Origin of the sequence: Rhodococcus sp. NPDC057529 (assembly GCF_042802055.1) — a bacterium.
GTDB lineage: Bacteria > Actinomycetota > Actinomycetes > Mycobacteriales > Mycobacteriaceae > Rhodococcus_F.
The window spans coordinates 249109-263897 of the sequence record NZ_JBHVEY010000001.1; the positions used below are offsets into that span (position 1 = coordinate 249109).

Below are 14789 nucleotides of genomic sequence, written 5' to 3' on the forward strand. Positions count from 1 at the left end.
GGGGCCCGGGCCGACTCGGGGCCATCGGCCGACACCGCCCCGCCAACCCGAACCACGGCGCAACCAATTCAGCTACAAGCCTTTTGGGATCGCGCGAGCTGCATTGGACGTCGGCCGATCGCTCACAGGGTGGCGCGTGTGAGGTGTTCGGCGGCCGCCCAGTCGTCGAGTCGCTGCTGGTAGTGCCTGCGCACGTCGTCGAGTCCGTGCCCGACGTAGAGGCGCAGTGGCGCATCGGGTTGGTCGGCGATCGAGACGATGGTCCGCGCCGCACCTTCGAGGTTGCCGGGGGTCCAGTCGTAGAGGCCGGGTAGTTGGTCGGTGGCCGGCGCGTATGCATCGATGGTGCGCGACGGCGGCACCGCGGAGTCGCCGAGCCCGGTCTCGAAGACCCCCGGCTCGACGATGGTGACCTGCAGACCGAGGTGAGAGACGTCCCGTGACAGTGCCTCGCTGAGGCCCTCGACCGCGAACTTGGACGCGACGTAGGCGTCGAGCCGCGGTACGCCGACGAGACCGCCGCCGGAGGAGAAGTTGATGATGTGTCCGTTGCGGCGCTGCCGCATTCCGGGCAGGAGCGCCTTGGTCACCGCGACGAGGCCGACGACGTTGGTTTCGAGTTGGGCTCGGACCTGATCGAGTGAGAGTTCTTCGAGGGTGCCTTGGACGACATTTCCCGCGACGTTGAGTAACACGTCGACCGGTCCGAAGCGCGACTCCACCGTCGCGACGGCGTCGCGGATCGACGTCTCGTCGGTGACGTCGAGGTGCTGGACGAGGACGTTCGACAGCTCGTGCAGGCTCGCGGGAGCTTTGGCCGGGTTGCGCATCGTCGCGGCGACGTTCCAGCCGGCGTGTGCGAAAGCAACGACGAGAGTCTCGCCGAATCCGGACGACGCGCCGGTGACGAGGACTGTTTTGGCCATGAAAGATTCCCTTCGTAGCATCAGCCGTGCCCAGGGCAGGGGAGCCGTGCGGCAGGTTCACCCGCGGTCGCCGGCGAACACTGCACCAGGGTGCTGGCCGCCGCCCGCACTTACCAGGTGCTCTCGAGAGGGGGTACTCCCAGCCCCTGGTTCAGGGGGTGATCGCAGCGTTACGTTCGATGCGGCGGCAGCACGGACTCCGTGACAGGCATGAGGCTTCTTCTGTCTGGCAACGACGAAGGGTGTACGAGATGACCGACAGCACGAAGACCGGAAGCAACCGACACGTCGAGACCTACGATCCCGGCTATGACGGAGAGATCCGCAGCGTCCGGGTGCCGGCGCTGGCGTGGGAGATCGCCGCCAACCTTCTGCTCCCCCCCGATTTCGACGAAAACAAGCAGTACCCGGCGGTGGTGTGTGGCCATCCGATCGGTAGTTGCAAAGAGCAGACCGCCGGCAGCATCTACGGCGCCGCACTGGCCAAGGAGGGCTACGTCGCGATCGCGTTCGACGCCAGCTTCCAGGGCGAATCCGGCGGCCAACCTCGCTTCATCGAAGATCCGACCCAACGCGCAGCCGACTTCAGCCATGTCGTGGACTACCTCGTCACCCAGCACTTCATCGACGCCGACCGCATCGCCGTGCTCGGCGTCTGCGGCAGCGGGGGCTACTGCATCAACTCCGCGATGACCGAACGACGCTTCAAGGCCGTCGTCAGCGTGACAGGCGTGAACTTCGGACGCCTGATGAACGAGGAATTTTCTCAGTTCGACCCGGTGGGCGCACTCGAGCAGATGGCCGCGCAGCGCACCGCGGAGGCCCGCGGCGGAGAAGCCAAGGTCAACAACTACCTGCCTGACTCGCCCGACGCGGCCGAGAAATCCGGCGCGACCGAGGTCGACCTGTACGAGGCCACCCTGTACTACCGCACCCCCCGCGGCGAACAGCCCAACGGGGCTACCCGAGCGCTGTTCTCGTATCAGTCCAAGGCGGTGGGCTGGGACGCATTCAATCGCGCGGAAAAGCTCCTCACACAACCGCTGCTGGTGGCGATCGGTGACGTCCCCGGGGCCTTCGGCGCCTATCGCGACGGCCGCGAAATCTATCGTCGCGCCGCATCCAAGGACAAGGAACTGGTGGAGATCGCGGGCGGCACCCACTACGACCTCTACGACGAGAAGAACGCGGTCACCCAGATACTGGATCGGGCCATTCCGTTTCTCGCCGAACACGTCTGACTGACCCCTCCACCCCTGCCCGGCGTCGACACAAGGGAGGGCTGGCAGCACCTGGATACGTCGGCGGGTGGGAAGAACACTCGGTAATGGTTGAGCTTCGTCGCAGGGCACCCGGACCGCGACAGCAGAAGCGTCCGCTGCGGCGAAGTACCCGGTATGGCGCTCCGGCGCCGGAAAGGAAGACATCCGATGGCTGACGAAGACAAGGCCCAGGCCGCGTTCGACTCCTTCGTGGCGCTGTGGACCACGGGCACGACCGCCGGACGGCGAGCGCCCGTGTTGCGGCGACCCGACGAGGTGGGACTGGACTACGAGGACGTGACCTTCCCGTCCACGGACGGCGTGCCACTCGAAGGGTGGTTCATCCCCGCCGACTCCGACAAACTGATCATTCACAACCACTTCCTGCCGGGCAACCGGTACGGATACCCCGGCCACCTCCCCGAATTCGGTGGGTTCGGCGGATTCGAGATCAACTTTCTGCCCGAGTACAAGGCGTTGCACGACGCCGGCTACAACATCCTCGCCTACGACATCCGCAACCACGGCCTCAGCGGGCAGGGCAACGGCGGCATCGTCGGCATCGGGTTGCTCGAGTACCGCGACGTGATCGGGTCCCTGCGCTACGCCGCCTCACGCCCGGACACCAAGAACATGACGAAGGTCCTGTTGTCGGTGTGCCTCGGCGCCGACTCCACGGCGGTCGCCTGGTCGAAACACCCGGAGGAGTTCTCCGAGATCCAGGCGATGGTCATGTTGCAGCCGGTGTCGGCCAAGTACGTCGTCGAGGAGTTCGTCAAGGGCGTCGGCATGACCGACGGCTACGAGAAGTTCGACAGGGCCGTGCACGAGCGGACCGGATTTCACCTCGCCGAGCAGTCACCGCTCGAGCACGTCAAGGCGGTCACCGTGCCGACGCTCGTCGCGCAGGTTCACCACGACACGATGACCCGCCCGGAGGACGTCCAATCGATCTACGACGCACTTCCCGTCGACGACAAAGAATTGCACTGGATCGAGGGCACCGAACGCCGCTTCGACGGCTACAACTACTTCGGCGTCCATCCCGAAGTCGCGATCGGGTGGTTCGACAAACACCTCAAATGACCCGGCACTACCCCGGAGTGCGGGGTTCTCCACGCCACACAGACATGGGGACAGAGAGAAACAGAGAATGACGAAGGTTCTGATACTCGGAGCGGGTGGACGAATCGCGCGACATGCTGTGGCGTCGCTGGCGGAGTCGGCGGACGTGGAACAGACGCTGTTCCTGCGAAACCCGGCGCAACTCACCGACGTCCCAGCGAACGCCCGCGTGCTCGCGGGTGACGTCCTCGACCATGCGCGCCTCGAGGCCGCCGTGCGCGGCCACGACCTGGTCTACGCCAACCTCGCCGGCGAACTGGACCAGCAGGCCCGCACCATCGCCGCGTCGATGACGGCCGTCGATGTACGGCGACTGGTGTTCGTCACCGCCCTGGGCATCTACGACGAAGTGCCGGGCAAGTTCGGGGAGTGGAACCGCCGGCAGATCGGCAGCATGCTCGGGCCCTACCGCGCCGCAGCCGACGTCATCGAGACCTCGGGCCTCGACTACACCATCCTCCGACCCGCCTGGCTGACCGACCATGACGAGGTCGATTTCGAGGTCACCCAGAAGGGCGAACCCTTCAAGGGGACCGAGGTCAGTCGCAAGAGCGTCGCCGCCCTCATCGTCGGCCTCGTCAAGGACCCGAGCCGGGAGTCAGGTGCGAATTTGGGCATCAACAAGCCCGGCAGCGATGGCGACAAGCCCGCCTTCGTATGAAGGGCCGATCCGCGTCGCGAGTGTCGTCCACGGGTGAGCGAAAAGGCGTGTCGCTGACCGCTCCCTCTGCCTGAGAACAGTGCGCCCGCGTCCCGTGACTCATGAGCCGGTATGGGCAGAAGTCGACTGCACGCGTTAGCAAGGCGCCAGCTGGCAGTGCAGTCGTCCTCTGAATCTGACAGAGGTTCGCAGTGGAGCGGCATTCTCGCGTGCCGAATAACGATCGGGCAGTGGCACGGCGAACTCGAGGTCGTTGAACCGGTCCCGGTGCAGTTCCGCGATGGCCCGGTGGGTGTGGAAACGCTGCGCCGCCGCGCTGCCTTTCCTTGACGTCGCCGCCCGAATCTCGAGACAGGCTTGACCTCAACCGGGGTTGATGTCGGAGGGTCTACGTATGACCACTCACGAGGCGCACGATACGACCCTGCTGTTCCGCAACACCATGCGCATAACCCCGGGCCACCTGGACCCGTTCCGCGAAGCCATCGCCCGGGCCGTGGACTTCGCCGAGGAGCACGGGCCGCAGCTCATGGTCCAGACGTTCGTGGACGAGGAGCGGATGCTCGCCCACAGCTTCCAGCTCTACCGGGACTCCGACGCGGTGCGGCTGCACTGGCAGCTCTCCGACCCCTACATCCAGGGAGTGATGGAACACTGCGAGGTCGAGGGCTTCGAGGTGTTCGGCGAGCCCGACGCCGATGTCACCGCCGGTATCCGCTCCGCCCTCGGCGACGGCGCGGCGCTGACCTTCCTGCCCCGCATCGCCGGATACCTGCGCCTGGCCTGACCGCGTGGCGCCGAAGGGCCCCCCGGTCGCGGCGACAAGGTGCACTGTCGATGGCGCGCCGTACTGTTACCACCCGTTGCGTGGGGCGGCGTAGAGTCCTGTGCAGCAATCCGAACCACCAGCGGGACAGTCCGGCCGCCAGCGCGGAGGCGGACAGGTTGTTCCGTTTTCGGATCGTCGTCCGGTCGGCGAACCATGACCGGCGCGGATTACCCGAACGTCCCCGACCCGACCGACGTCAATCGATGCCGCTGACGAGGTCGCGGGTAGACGGAGCTGTGCTTCTCGTAGCCAGCTGTCGCGGTGATTCGCTCGACTTACGAGGCGGCACACCGATTCTTCGGGGATGACCTGAAGAACCTTGACGAGGGAACGAATCCACCATCAAGACGTCGACGTCACGCTCGACACCGGGGTACAGCCTCCGCCAGGACGTTGGCGAGCCCAGCATGCCGCCGAGACCCGCCCTGTCTATGAGTTCTCTGGTTGGGCGGTGTGTTGGACCAGTTCTCTTTTGAGTATTTTCCCCACTGGGCTCATCGGGAATGTGGTGACGAATCGGATTTCGCGTATCCGTTGGTGCGGTGCGACCCGGGCGGAGACGAACTGCATGAGTTCCTCGGTCAGCGCGGCACCGACTTCGTATCCTCCCGCCGCGACGACGAAGGCGAACGGGATCTGCCCCACGCCCGGTCGATCGGCCCCTACGACCGTGCACTGCGCCACCGCGGGGTGCATCGCCAAGAGCTCTTCGAGGTGGTTCGGATAGATGTTGTATCCCTTGTAGATCAGCATTTCCTTCGCCCGGCCGTCGATGAACAGGTTGCCGCCCTCGTCGAAGTGGCCCAAGTCCCCGGTTCGGAGCCAGCCGTTGACGAACTGCTCCGCCGTCTTCTCCGGTGCATTGTGGTACCCACTGGCGACCTGGGGACCGCGGGCCCAGATCTCGCCCGTGGCGCACGGCGGGAGCGGCTTCCCTGTGGCATCACGGATCTCGATTTCGGTGTCGGGAAGCGGCAGGCCGACACTGCCGATTGGTGACAGGCGGTCAGGTTCTACCGGCTGCAAGGTGAGATGGCAGGTGGCCTCGCTCAAGCCGTATCCCTCGCAGACACGAGCATTCGAGAACACGTCGTAGAGCTGCTTCAGCGTCGTGGTATCGATCGGCGCAGCGCCGAAGGAGATGGTCAAGACCGAACTGACGTCACGGGTATGCAGATGGGGCAGGTCCAGAAGAGCATGGAACATCGCGGGCACACCCCCGGCCTTCGTCACCTGGTGACGTTCGATGGCATCGACGAAGCTCTCCGGTTGGAACCGCCCCAGCAGCACCGTCGTCGTGCCGGTGAAGATGTAGCTGAGCAATCCCATCAGCCCCGCACCGTGGAAGACGGGTGCGAGGTGCAGGGCCACACCGGTCCCGGGGATATCGCTGTAGCGGTGTTGTGCCCCCTCGCGAAGCTCGAGCCGCATCGTGTCGTTCCCGTCGAGTGCGGCAAGGGCTCCGCTCCGGTGCGCAGCGAGCTGAATCATGTTGGCCAGGATGTTGCGGTGTGTGATCAACACGCCCTTGGAATTTCCTGTGGTACCACCGGTGAGTTGTAGGTGCGCGACGGTGTCGGGGTGGCACGCCGGCAGTGGTTGCGGCTGCACCGCGAGCAGGTCCGCAAGAGGCACTGCCGAGTCGGGCCGGCCGGCCGCGCCGCGTCCGGATGTGTGCGTGCCGGGCACGCGTACGACGAGTTCCATCCGTGACGTGCGGGCCTCGAGTGCCGACTCTGATGTCGGGTGGATGAACAGCGCGATCGGGTCGAAGTCCTCGAACTGCTCGGCGAGCGTGGCTGTCGGGGTCAGTGGATTGACCACACACGCCGTCGCCCCGGCCAGTATCGTACCGAGGTACACCCCGGCGAACCGTAGGTTGTTCGGCATCGCAATCGCCACCCGGTCTCCGTGGTCGACTCCCCGCCTCCGCAGCCACGTAGCGATGCGGAGCGCGTTGTCCTGGAGTTCGCGGAACGTCAGGTGGTCGTCACCATCCATCAGCGCGATCCGGTTCCCGTAGGACGCAGCCACGCCGGCCAGCATCGAGTCCATTCCGACCTGCGGGTACCTAAGCGATCGTGGTAGACCATTGAGAAGTTCGTCGGACGTCATATACTGCGTCTCCTTCGAAAGTTGTTCTCGGCAGATTGGTTTCGGTGAACTGATTACCGCAGTCGACGGGCCGGCTACCTCGGGTGCCGGGCCAATTGGGCCCAGCTCCGCGCGATCTCGTCGATCGATTGGTGGGACCGAGGCGGACGCGGCGCACCGGGCGGTGTACGGGAGAAGCGGGGAGCGGGCGCGGCTTGTACGACACCCTCGACGTCGATGAGGGTCTGCCGGTCGCACAGGTGCTGGTTCTGGGCTGCCTCGCGGAGAGAAAGCACCGGTGTCACGCATGCGTCGGTGCCGGCGAAGACCGCGCCCCAGTGGTCCCGTGTATGCCCGGCGAAGATCACGGCGAACCGCTCGCTCAGCTGAGGCCAGGACCGGCGGTCGTGTTGCGCGGGAAGGTCGTCGCCCTCGAGGCCGAGGCCGCGCAGGAGGGCCGCGTAGAACTGGGGCTCGAGTGCGCCGACGGCAACGAACTTTCTGTCCGCGCACTCGTAGGTGCGATAGAACGGTGATGCGCCATCGAGAAAGTTGGTGCCCCGTTCGTCCTGCCAGAAGCCGGCGCCGAACATTCCCCACACCGGCTGCATCAGCAGGCTCGCACCGTCGACCATCGCGGCGTCGATCACCTGGCCGCGACCCGAGACGCTGCGCTCGACCAGTGCCGCGAGCACACCCGCCACCAGCAGCATCGACCCACCGCCGAAGTCTCCGACGAGGCTGAGAGGGACCGCCGGCGGCTGCCCGGGGCGGCCGATGGCGTGGAGTGCCCCGGTCAGGGAGATGTAGTTGATGTCGTGGCCGGCCCCATCCTTGCTCGGGCCCGTCTGGCCCCATCCGGTCATGCGCCCGAAGACCAGTCGTGGGTGCGTCGCCATACATTGTTCGGGGCCCAAACCGAGCCGCTCGACGACGCCGGGCCTGAAACCTTCGAGCACGATATCGGCTCGGTCGATGAGCTGACGAACGCGGCGCAGGTCGGCCGCATCCTTGAGGTCGGCCAACACCGCACGACGGTTACGGAACAGATGATCCTCGGCGCGGTCGTACAGCGAGGTCCCGGGACCAGGGCGGTCGACGCGGACCACGTCCGCGCCGAGGTCGCCGAGAACCATCGCGGCATGCGGGACCGGACCGATCCCCGCAAGCTCGACCACTCTGACACCCTCGAGGGGACCGGTCACGGCTCGAGCCTCCTATCACTTCATCGTGGCAACCAACAGGAAAGGACTTGTTCAGGCACACGCAGCCGCCGGGGGTGGGGCCACAACGGTCATGGCCGTCGCTCCACTCCCGGGTACGGCAACTACGCGACGACGTCTTCTGACGTCGTGTCGATCGACATGGCTATCGGGTGGAGGCGTCCCCGCGCACCGCAAGCTTGTCGCGCTCGGGATTCGCGGCGACGAGGGCGCCGATCGCGAATACCATCGCGACCACTCCGAAGGCCTGGAAAGCGGTCGCGTACCCCGCTGCCGGGCTGGCGGCGGCGTCGACGATCAGTCCGGTCACATACGGTCCCACCAGCCCGCCGACACCCATCATCGCCATGAACACCCCGAGCGTCCCCGCCGTCTGGCGCGGTGGGCACAACTCCGTGATGGTGGCGATGATCAGCGGGTAACCCGACGCGAGGAACCCGTAGCCGATCGAAACGATGAGTACGGCGAGGGCGGGCAGGCTGACATAGGGCAGTGTCACCAGAATGGCCGAGCTGATCAACACCCCCGTCGCGGGAATGATGATGCGCACCACCCGAGACGTCGCACCCCGGGATGTCAGCCGGTCACCGGTGGCGCCCAACGCCAGCATCAGAATCAGACCCGCAATGCTGGGGAAGGCGAACATCGATCCGGCCTGTAACCTGCTGTAGCCCAACGCTACCTCGAAGTACGAGGGCAGCCAGGTCAGTACGATCGCGACCAACGCGTAGATGGTCATGATCAGCAGCATGCAGCTGAGAAACGTCGGCGTACGGAAGATGCGGATCCACGGGACCGCGGGCTCGTCTGCATCGGTGCCGGACTCGGTGGCGCCATGACCTTTCCCGCTTCGGATGTAGGGCCCCTCGGACCAGGTCGGCACCCACAGCACACACCAGAGCACGCCGAGGATCGCGAGGCAGATCAGCGCGGCACGCCATCCCCAGGACACGGTGACAAGGGCCAGCGCCGGCGCGACGACGATCTTCGCCAGGGAGGCGGACCCCGCCAGCAGGGCGCCCGGCAGTGCCCGTTTGGCGGGCGGATGCCAGGAGAAGGTGGCCGTGTGTGTCAACGGGCCGCTCGGTCCTTCGGCCAGTCCGAGCAGCAGTCGGCTGATCAGCAGCACCGCGAAACTTGCCGTGAACACCATCGGCAGCATCGACGCCGACCACAGCAGGGCCAGCACGGCCAGGGCCCACCGCAGCGACAGCAGTTTGTTCACCGCCCCGGAGAAGAAGCCGCCGATGATGAAGGTGAAGAAGAAGAGGCTGCCGACCAGGCCGATCTGCGCTGCCGTCAGATCCAATTCCTTGGCCAGCGGTTGCGCGATGATCCCGAGAACCGCCTTGTCGCTCCAGTTGACCACCGTCAGCAGCACGAGCAGAGAGGTGAAACTCCATGCACGCGTTGAGCGGACGGAGTTGGTCGAGTTTGTTGGCTGTGGGCGTTGCGATGTGTTTTCGCGTGTGGTCACCACGAATCCCTTTCGGATCATCTACGTCCCTTTCGGATCATCTACGAGAGTGTGCGGGTTGACGCCGGAACCGAGCCGAACCGGAAAGGGCCCGACCTCGCCGAGCGAGACAGCGAGTCATCCATGTCCTCCGGTGCCATGCGGCCAGGCGCGGCGCGGCCTGGCGACAGCTATGGATATTGGTTATCGATCGTTCCTCTTGATGTCGCGGTTCCTCTGCGTGGTCGTGTCGTAAAGCGCTCCGCCTTCCGTTCGTGACGGTCGATGCGCGTTTCTACCGGCTTGGCTACGGGATTTCTTCCGTGGTTACATGCCGGCGTCGAGCGAACCGTCCCTATCGGATGTCGGAGAACTCACGAAGTTGGAATTACTAGCGATTCACTTTTGAGCATTGCCGCCGATGTGTCAAGGGTCACTTCGACTCCGCGGTAAAGGGACGAGCTGGGTGGGCGGGCAAGTGGTTCCCGGAGGGTTGCGCACCGGCGAGGCCGAGGGGGGTCCTCGCACCCAGCCGGGAACCCCCGCCCCTTCCGGGCGATCGTTAGCCGACACAAGGGGTTGACAGGATGGCAGCGACGCGGCAATGTGAATCATGAATAACCAATATTTGCCAGTTGGATACCTCGCCTTCGTGCCATAAGAAGCCAGTAAGAGGTGAATTTCGGCGCGATTCCCGGTGAGTGAATCAGAATTTTCAGACAGGCATCAATGAAAGGCGACATGATGGGAACACTGGGCGGCAAGACCGCGCTGGTTTCGGGGTCGGGGCGCGGTATCGGGCGGGAGATCGCCCTGAAACTGGCCCGTGAGGGAGCCGCGGTCGTGGTGAACGATCTCGATCCGGAGCCGGCCTCGCAGACCGTGGACGCGATTACCGCAGGCGGCGGCCGTGCTGTCGCCTGTGCCGGATCGGTATCGGAGGACGGATTCGCCGAAAGGTTTGTCGACACCGCGGTCGAGGCCTTCGGTGGCCTCGACATCATCGTCAACAACGCCGGATACACGTGGGACTCGGTGATCCAGAAGATGACCGACGAGCAGTGGGACACCATCTTGGACGTCAATCTCAAGGCGCCGTTCCGGATTCTGCGTGCGGCGCAACCGTTCATCAAGTCGGCGCCCACCGACTATCACCGCAAGGTCGTCAACATCTCGTCGGTGTCCGGCTTCTACGGCAATGCCGGCCAAGCGAACTACGGTGCGGCCAAGGCGGGCCTGCTCGGACTCACCAAGACCCTGGCCAAGGAGTGGGGCCGTTACAAGGTGAACGTCAACGCGGTCGCGTTCGGGTTGATCATCACCCGGATGACCGAGGTCACCGCCGACACCGACACCACCTTGAACATCGACGGGCGAGACATCCGCGTCGGGGTGAACCCCGACCGCATGGCGATGGTCTCGAAGATGATCCCGTTCGGGCGCGGCGGCACCCCGGCGGAAGCCGCCGGGGCGGTGTACCTGCTGTGCACACCCGAATCCGACTACATCAACAGCCAGTGCCTGGTCGTTGACGCCGGCCGCGTCTGACCACAACCACCGCCGCATCAGCACACACCCGTAGGAGCACACTAATGAAGCGCACCGTCTACAACGCCGAGCACGAGGACTTCCGCCGTACCATCCGCGATTTCATCGCGAAAGAGGTCACGCCCTTCTACGCCGACTGGGAGAAGGACAACCAGGTTCCGCGCGAGCTGTTCAACAAGCTCGCCGAGCTCGGCGCCACCGGCTTCGACATTCCCGAGGAATACGGGGGCGCCGGTCCCACCAGCTTCAAGTTTCAGGCCGTCATGCAGGAGGAGGTCAACCGTGCGGCGGTCGCCTTCGGCCACTACACCGTGAGCATCGGCATCGTGCTGCCGTACCTGCTGCGGCTGGCGAACGAGGAGCAGAAGCAGCGTTGGCTGCCCGGGGTCGCATCGGGTGACACGATGCTGTGCATCGCGATGACCGAGCCGGGCACGGGTTCGGACCTGGCCGGGATCAAGACCACCGCACGTCTGTCCGACGACGGAACGCATTACATCCTCAACGGCGCCAAGACCTTCATCACAGGTGCCCGCAACTCGGAACTGTGTGTCGTCGCCGCCCGCACGTCCGCTCCCACCGAGGATCGTCGATTCGGCCTGAGCCTGCTGGTCGTCCCGACCGACAGCCCCGGTTTCGAGTTCGGCCGCAAGCTCGACAAGATCGGCATGAAGGCGTCTGACACCAACGAAATCTCCTTCACCGACATCAAGGTGCCCGTCGAGAACCTGCTCGGCGAGCAGGACCAGGGCTTCTCCTACCTCGGTGAGAACCTGCCGCGCGAGCGTCTGTCGATCGGTGTCGGCCAGACGTCAATGGCCGTCGCGGCAATCGAGTTCGCCTCGGAGTACGTTCGGCAGCGTCACGTGTTCGGCAAGCCGGTCGCGTCCTTCCAGAACACCAAGTTCGTGCTCGCCGAGTGCGAGACCGAGGTCTCGGCCGCACAGGCACTGGTGGACAAGGGCCTCGAGCTCGACGACACCGGCGAGCTCACGTCGGCGGATGCGGCGCGGATCAAGCTGTTCTGCACCGAGATGGCCGGCCGGGTCATCGACAAGTGCCTGCAGCTGCACGGCGGCTACGGCTACATCCTCGAGTACCCAATCGCCCGCCTCTACTCGGACACGCGCGTCTCCCGGATCTACGGCGGCACCAGTGAGGTCATGAAGACCATCGTGGCCAAGGACATGGGTCTGTAGCGACCCCGAAAGAACGCTTCGGACAGGGAGAGTCATGCGGGATGCAGTGATCGTCGACGCGGTGCGCACACCGGTCGGCAAACGGGACGGCGCCTTGTCGCGGATGCACGCGGTGGCGGTGTCCGCGCACGTGCTCGGCGCCCTCGCCGAGCGCACCGGACTGGACCCGGGCCTGGTCGACGACGTCATCTGGGGGTGCGTGGGCACACTCGGCATGCAGGCAGGATGCATCGCCCGTTCGGCGGTGCTGGCCGCGGGATGGCCCGAGCACGTCCCCGGCGTCACCGTCGACCGTCAATGTGGTTCCTCGCAGCAGGCCGTGCACCAGGCGGCCGCGGGAGTCATCTCCGGCCAGTACGACATCGCCGTCGCCGGCGGGGTGGAGATGATGAGCGTCGTCCCCCTCGGTGCAGCCGCCCGTGCCGGTGACTACGGACCGATCTACGGACCGCAGGTGCTGGGGCGGTACAACATCGACCGGTACGACCAGGGCCGCGGCGCCCAGATGATCGCCGACGAATACGGGATCACCCGCACCGAGATGGACCAGCACGGCCTCGACTCGCACGCCCGCGCCGCCGCCGCGACCGACGCCGGCCGGTTCACCGGACAGATCGCCCCGATCGAGGTCGCCGGTCCCGACGACAGCACTCGGATCTTCGACACCGACGAAGGCATCCGCCGCGGGGGCACCCTGGAGAAACTCGCCACGTTGCCGTCACCTTTTGCCGAAGGCAGGGACATCACCGCGGGCAACGCGTCGCAGGTCTCCGACGGATCGGCCGCCCTGCTGGTCACCACCAGCGACATCGCCCGCACACACGGGTGGCGCCCTGTGGCTCGGATTCATACCGCGGTCGTCACCGGTACCGACCCGGTGACGATCCTCAAAGGCCCCATTCCCGCCACCGCCCTGGCGTTGAAGAAGTCCGGGCTCACGCTCGATCAGATCGGAACCTACGAAATCAACGAAGCCTTCGCGGCGGTATCGCTGGCCTGGTTGCGCGAGACCGGAGCCGACTACACCCGCATGAACCCCAACGGAGGGGCCATGGCCATCGGGCATCCGGTCGGCGGATCGGGTGCGCGCCTGATGACGACGATGGTGCACCACATGCGCGACGAAGGCATCCGGTACGGGTTGCAGTCGATGTGCGAAGGCGGGGGCATGGCCAACGCCACCATCCTCGAACTGCTCTGAGCTGCAACAGCTTAACGAAACATTCACATCGAAAGAAACACCTGGAGGAACACAATGAGTCGCAGGGTCTTGGTAGCAGGCGTCGGCATGGTGCCGTTCGCCAAACCGGGAAAGAGCGAGGACTACTTCGACATGGGCGCGAAGGCGATTCGCGCCGCACTGTCGGACGCCGGTCTCGGTTTCGAGGCGATCGAGCAGGCCTTCGCCGGGTACGTCTACGGTGATTCGACCAGCGGGCAGCGCACGATCTACAAGGCCGGGATGACCGGCATCCCGATCGTCAACGTCAACAACAACTGCGCCAGCGGATCCTCGGCGCTGTGGCTGGCGCGGCAGGTCGTCGAATCGGGTGCCGCCGAATGCGTGCTGGCCGTCGGGTTCGAGCAGATGCGGCCCGGACCGCTGCTCAACGCCTGGGGAGATCGGCCCGCGCCCATGAGCCGGCACCTCGAGGTCCTGGACCGCACCTACGGGGTGGACCGGAACAACCCGTCCAACGCCATGCAGTTCTTCGGCGGCGCGACCCAGGAGTACTGCAAGCGGTACGGGGTGTCACCGGAGCTGTTCGCGAAGATCTCGGTCAAGTCCCGCAGGCACGCCGCGAACAACCCGTACGCGGTGTTCCGGGACCCGGTCACCGAGCAGGAAGTCCTCGACTCACCCGCACTGTACGGCGGGCTCACCCGGCTGCAGGCCTGCCCGCCCACGTGCGGGGCCGGCGCCGCGATCGTGTGCAGCGACGAGTTCGCCCGCACGCACGCCATCACGCCGACCGTGGCGATCGCCGCCCAGGCACTGGCCACCGATCTGCCCGACCTGTTCACCGCCGACGACATGCTCAAGGTCGTCGGCGCCGATATCACGAAGACGGCGGCCGCCCAGGTCTACGAAGCCGCCGGCGTCGATCCACGCGACATCAAGGTCGTCGAGCTGCACGACTGCTTCTCCATCAACGAGGTGCTCTCCTACGAGTCGCTCGGTCTGGTCGAGGAGGGCGGCTCGGAGAAGCTCATCCTCGACGGTGACAACACCTACGGCGGCCGCGTGGTGGTCAACCCCAGCGGTGGGCTGCTGTCGAAGGGGCACCCGCTCGGCGCGACCGGTCTGGCCCAGTGCGCCGAGTTGGTCTGGCAGCTGCGCGGCACCGCCGACGCCCGGCAGGTCGAGGGCGTAACCCTGGCCTTGCAGCACAACCTCGGACTCGGTGGCGCCGGTGTCGTCACCCTCTACGAAAAAGTCTCCTGACCCCCGGTCAGCACCCACCC

At 65.7% G+C, this 14789-nt stretch carries 12 protein-coding genes; 8 read left to right on the plus strand and 4 right to left on the minus strand.

Features of this window, described 5'->3' with window-relative positions; genetic code table 11:
- Positions 1–122 precede the first annotated feature (122 nt).
- Positions 123–926: an SDR family oxidoreductase gene (locus ACFU5V_RS01160; RefSeq protein WP_378696155.1), complete on the minus strand. Its 804-nt coding sequence runs from the start codon at positions 924–926 to the stop codon at positions 123–125.
- A gap of 179 nt (positions 927–1105) precedes the next feature.
- Here ACFU5V_RS01160 and ACFU5V_RS01165 point away from each other — a divergent pair, with 179 nt between their 5' ends.
- The 4 genes from ACFU5V_RS01165 to ACFU5V_RS01180 all read left to right on the plus strand — a co-directional run bounded on the left by ACFU5V_RS01165 (position 1106) and on the right by ACFU5V_RS01180 (position 4761).
- On the plus strand, positions 1106–2167 hold the full coding sequence (locus ACFU5V_RS01165; protein ID WP_378696157.1) for an alpha/beta hydrolase: 1062 nt from the start codon (positions 1106–1108) through the stop codon (positions 2165–2167).
- Between the two features lie 189 nt (positions 2168–2356).
- A complete protein-coding gene (locus ACFU5V_RS01170; protein ID WP_378696159.1) occupies positions 2357–3274 on the plus strand; it encodes an alpha/beta hydrolase family protein in 918 nt (305 codons plus the stop codon).
- A 67-nt stretch (positions 3275–3341) separates the two neighbouring features.
- Positions 3342–3974: an SDR family oxidoreductase gene (locus ACFU5V_RS01175; RefSeq protein ID WP_378696161.1), complete on the plus strand. Its 633-nt coding sequence runs from the start codon at positions 3342–3344 to the stop codon at positions 3972–3974.
- Between the two features lie 394 nt (positions 3975–4368).
- The gene (locus ACFU5V_RS01180; RefSeq protein ID WP_378696162.1) at positions 4369–4761 is read left to right on the plus strand and encodes a hypothetical protein; all 393 of its coding nucleotides are present in this window, start codon (positions 4369–4371) and stop codon (positions 4759–4761) included.
- A gap of 471 nt (positions 4762–5232) precedes the next feature.
- Here ACFU5V_RS01180 and ACFU5V_RS01185 read toward each other — a convergent pair whose 3' ends face one another.
- From ACFU5V_RS01185 to ACFU5V_RS01195, 3 genes are all read right to left on the minus strand, one after another.
- Positions 5233–6918, minus strand: a complete 1686-nt coding sequence (locus ACFU5V_RS01185; RefSeq protein ID WP_378696164.1) for a class I adenylate-forming enzyme family protein — start codon at positions 6916–6918, stop codon at positions 5233–5235.
- Between the two features lie 74 nt (positions 6919–6992).
- The gene (locus ACFU5V_RS01190) at positions 6993–8102 is read right to left on the minus strand and encodes a CaiB/BaiF CoA transferase family protein (protein ID WP_378696166.1); all 1110 of its coding nucleotides are present in this window, start codon (positions 8100–8102) and stop codon (positions 6993–6995) included.
- A gap of 163 nt (positions 8103–8265) precedes the next feature.
- Complete coding sequence (locus tag ACFU5V_RS01195; protein ID WP_378696168.1) at positions 8266–9501, minus strand: MFS transporter; 1236 nt, start codon at positions 9499–9501, stop codon at positions 8266–8268.
- Positions 9502–10320: 819 nt separating this feature from the next.
- On the opposite strand from ACFU5V_RS01195, the gene ACFU5V_RS01200 reads away from it, so the two are divergent.
- Genes ACFU5V_RS01200 through ACFU5V_RS01215 form a run of 4 tightly spaced genes read left to right on the plus strand, consistent with a single transcriptional unit; the run spans position 10321 to position 14769 of the window.
- The gene (locus ACFU5V_RS01200) at positions 10321–11124 is read left to right on the plus strand and encodes an SDR family NAD(P)-dependent oxidoreductase (protein ID WP_378696735.1); all 804 of its coding nucleotides are present in this window, start codon (positions 10321–10323) and stop codon (positions 11122–11124) included.
- 44 nt (positions 11125–11168) lie between these two features.
- A complete protein-coding gene (locus tag ACFU5V_RS01205; protein ID WP_378696170.1) occupies positions 11169–12323 on the plus strand; it encodes an acyl-CoA dehydrogenase family protein in 1155 nt (384 codons plus the stop codon).
- A gap of 34 nt (positions 12324–12357) precedes the next feature.
- Positions 12358–13524: a thiolase family protein gene (locus ACFU5V_RS01210; protein WP_378696172.1), complete on the plus strand. Its 1167-nt coding sequence runs from the start codon at positions 12358–12360 to the stop codon at positions 13522–13524.
- A 54-nt stretch (positions 13525–13578) separates the two neighbouring features.
- Positions 13579–14769: a lipid-transfer protein gene (locus tag ACFU5V_RS01215; protein ID WP_378696174.1), complete on the plus strand. Its 1191-nt coding sequence runs from the start codon at positions 13579–13581 to the stop codon at positions 14767–14769.
- Positions 14770–14789 lie beyond the last annotated feature (20 nt).

Coding starts and splice junctions, on each gene's coding strand:
- ACFU5V_RS01180 (WP_378696162.1), top strand. CDS start 4,369: ATGACCACTCACGAGGCGCACGATACGACCCTGCTGTTCCGCAACACC.
- ACFU5V_RS01200 (WP_378696735.1), top strand. CDS start 10,321: ATGGGAACACTGGGCGGCAAGACCGCGCTGGTTTCGGGGTCGGGGCGC.
- ACFU5V_RS01185 (WP_378696164.1), bottom strand. CDS start 6,918: ATGACGTCCGACGAACTTCTCAATGGTCTACCACGATCGCTTAGGTAC.
- ACFU5V_RS01205 (WP_378696170.1), top strand. CDS start 11,169: ATGAAGCGCACCGTCTACAACGCCGAGCACGAGGACTTCCGCCGTACC.
- ACFU5V_RS01175 (WP_378696161.1), top strand. CDS start 3,342: ATGACGAAGGTTCTGATACTCGGAGCGGGTGGACGAATCGCGCGACAT.
- ACFU5V_RS01170 (WP_378696159.1), top strand. CDS start 2,357: ATGGCTGACGAAGACAAGGCCCAGGCCGCGTTCGACTCCTTCGTGGCG.
- ACFU5V_RS01165 (WP_378696157.1), top strand. CDS start 1,106: ATGCGGCGGCAGCACGGACTCCGTGACAGGCATGAGGCTTCTTCTGTC.
- ACFU5V_RS01210 (WP_378696172.1), top strand. CDS start 12,358: ATGCGGGATGCAGTGATCGTCGACGCGGTGCGCACACCGGTCGGCAAA.
- ACFU5V_RS01160 (WP_378696155.1), bottom strand. CDS start 926: ATGGCCAAAACAGTCCTCGTCACCGGCGCGTCGTCCGGATTCGGCGAG.
- ACFU5V_RS01215 (WP_378696174.1), top strand. CDS start 13,579: ATGAGTCGCAGGGTCTTGGTAGCAGGCGTCGGCATGGTGCCGTTCGCC.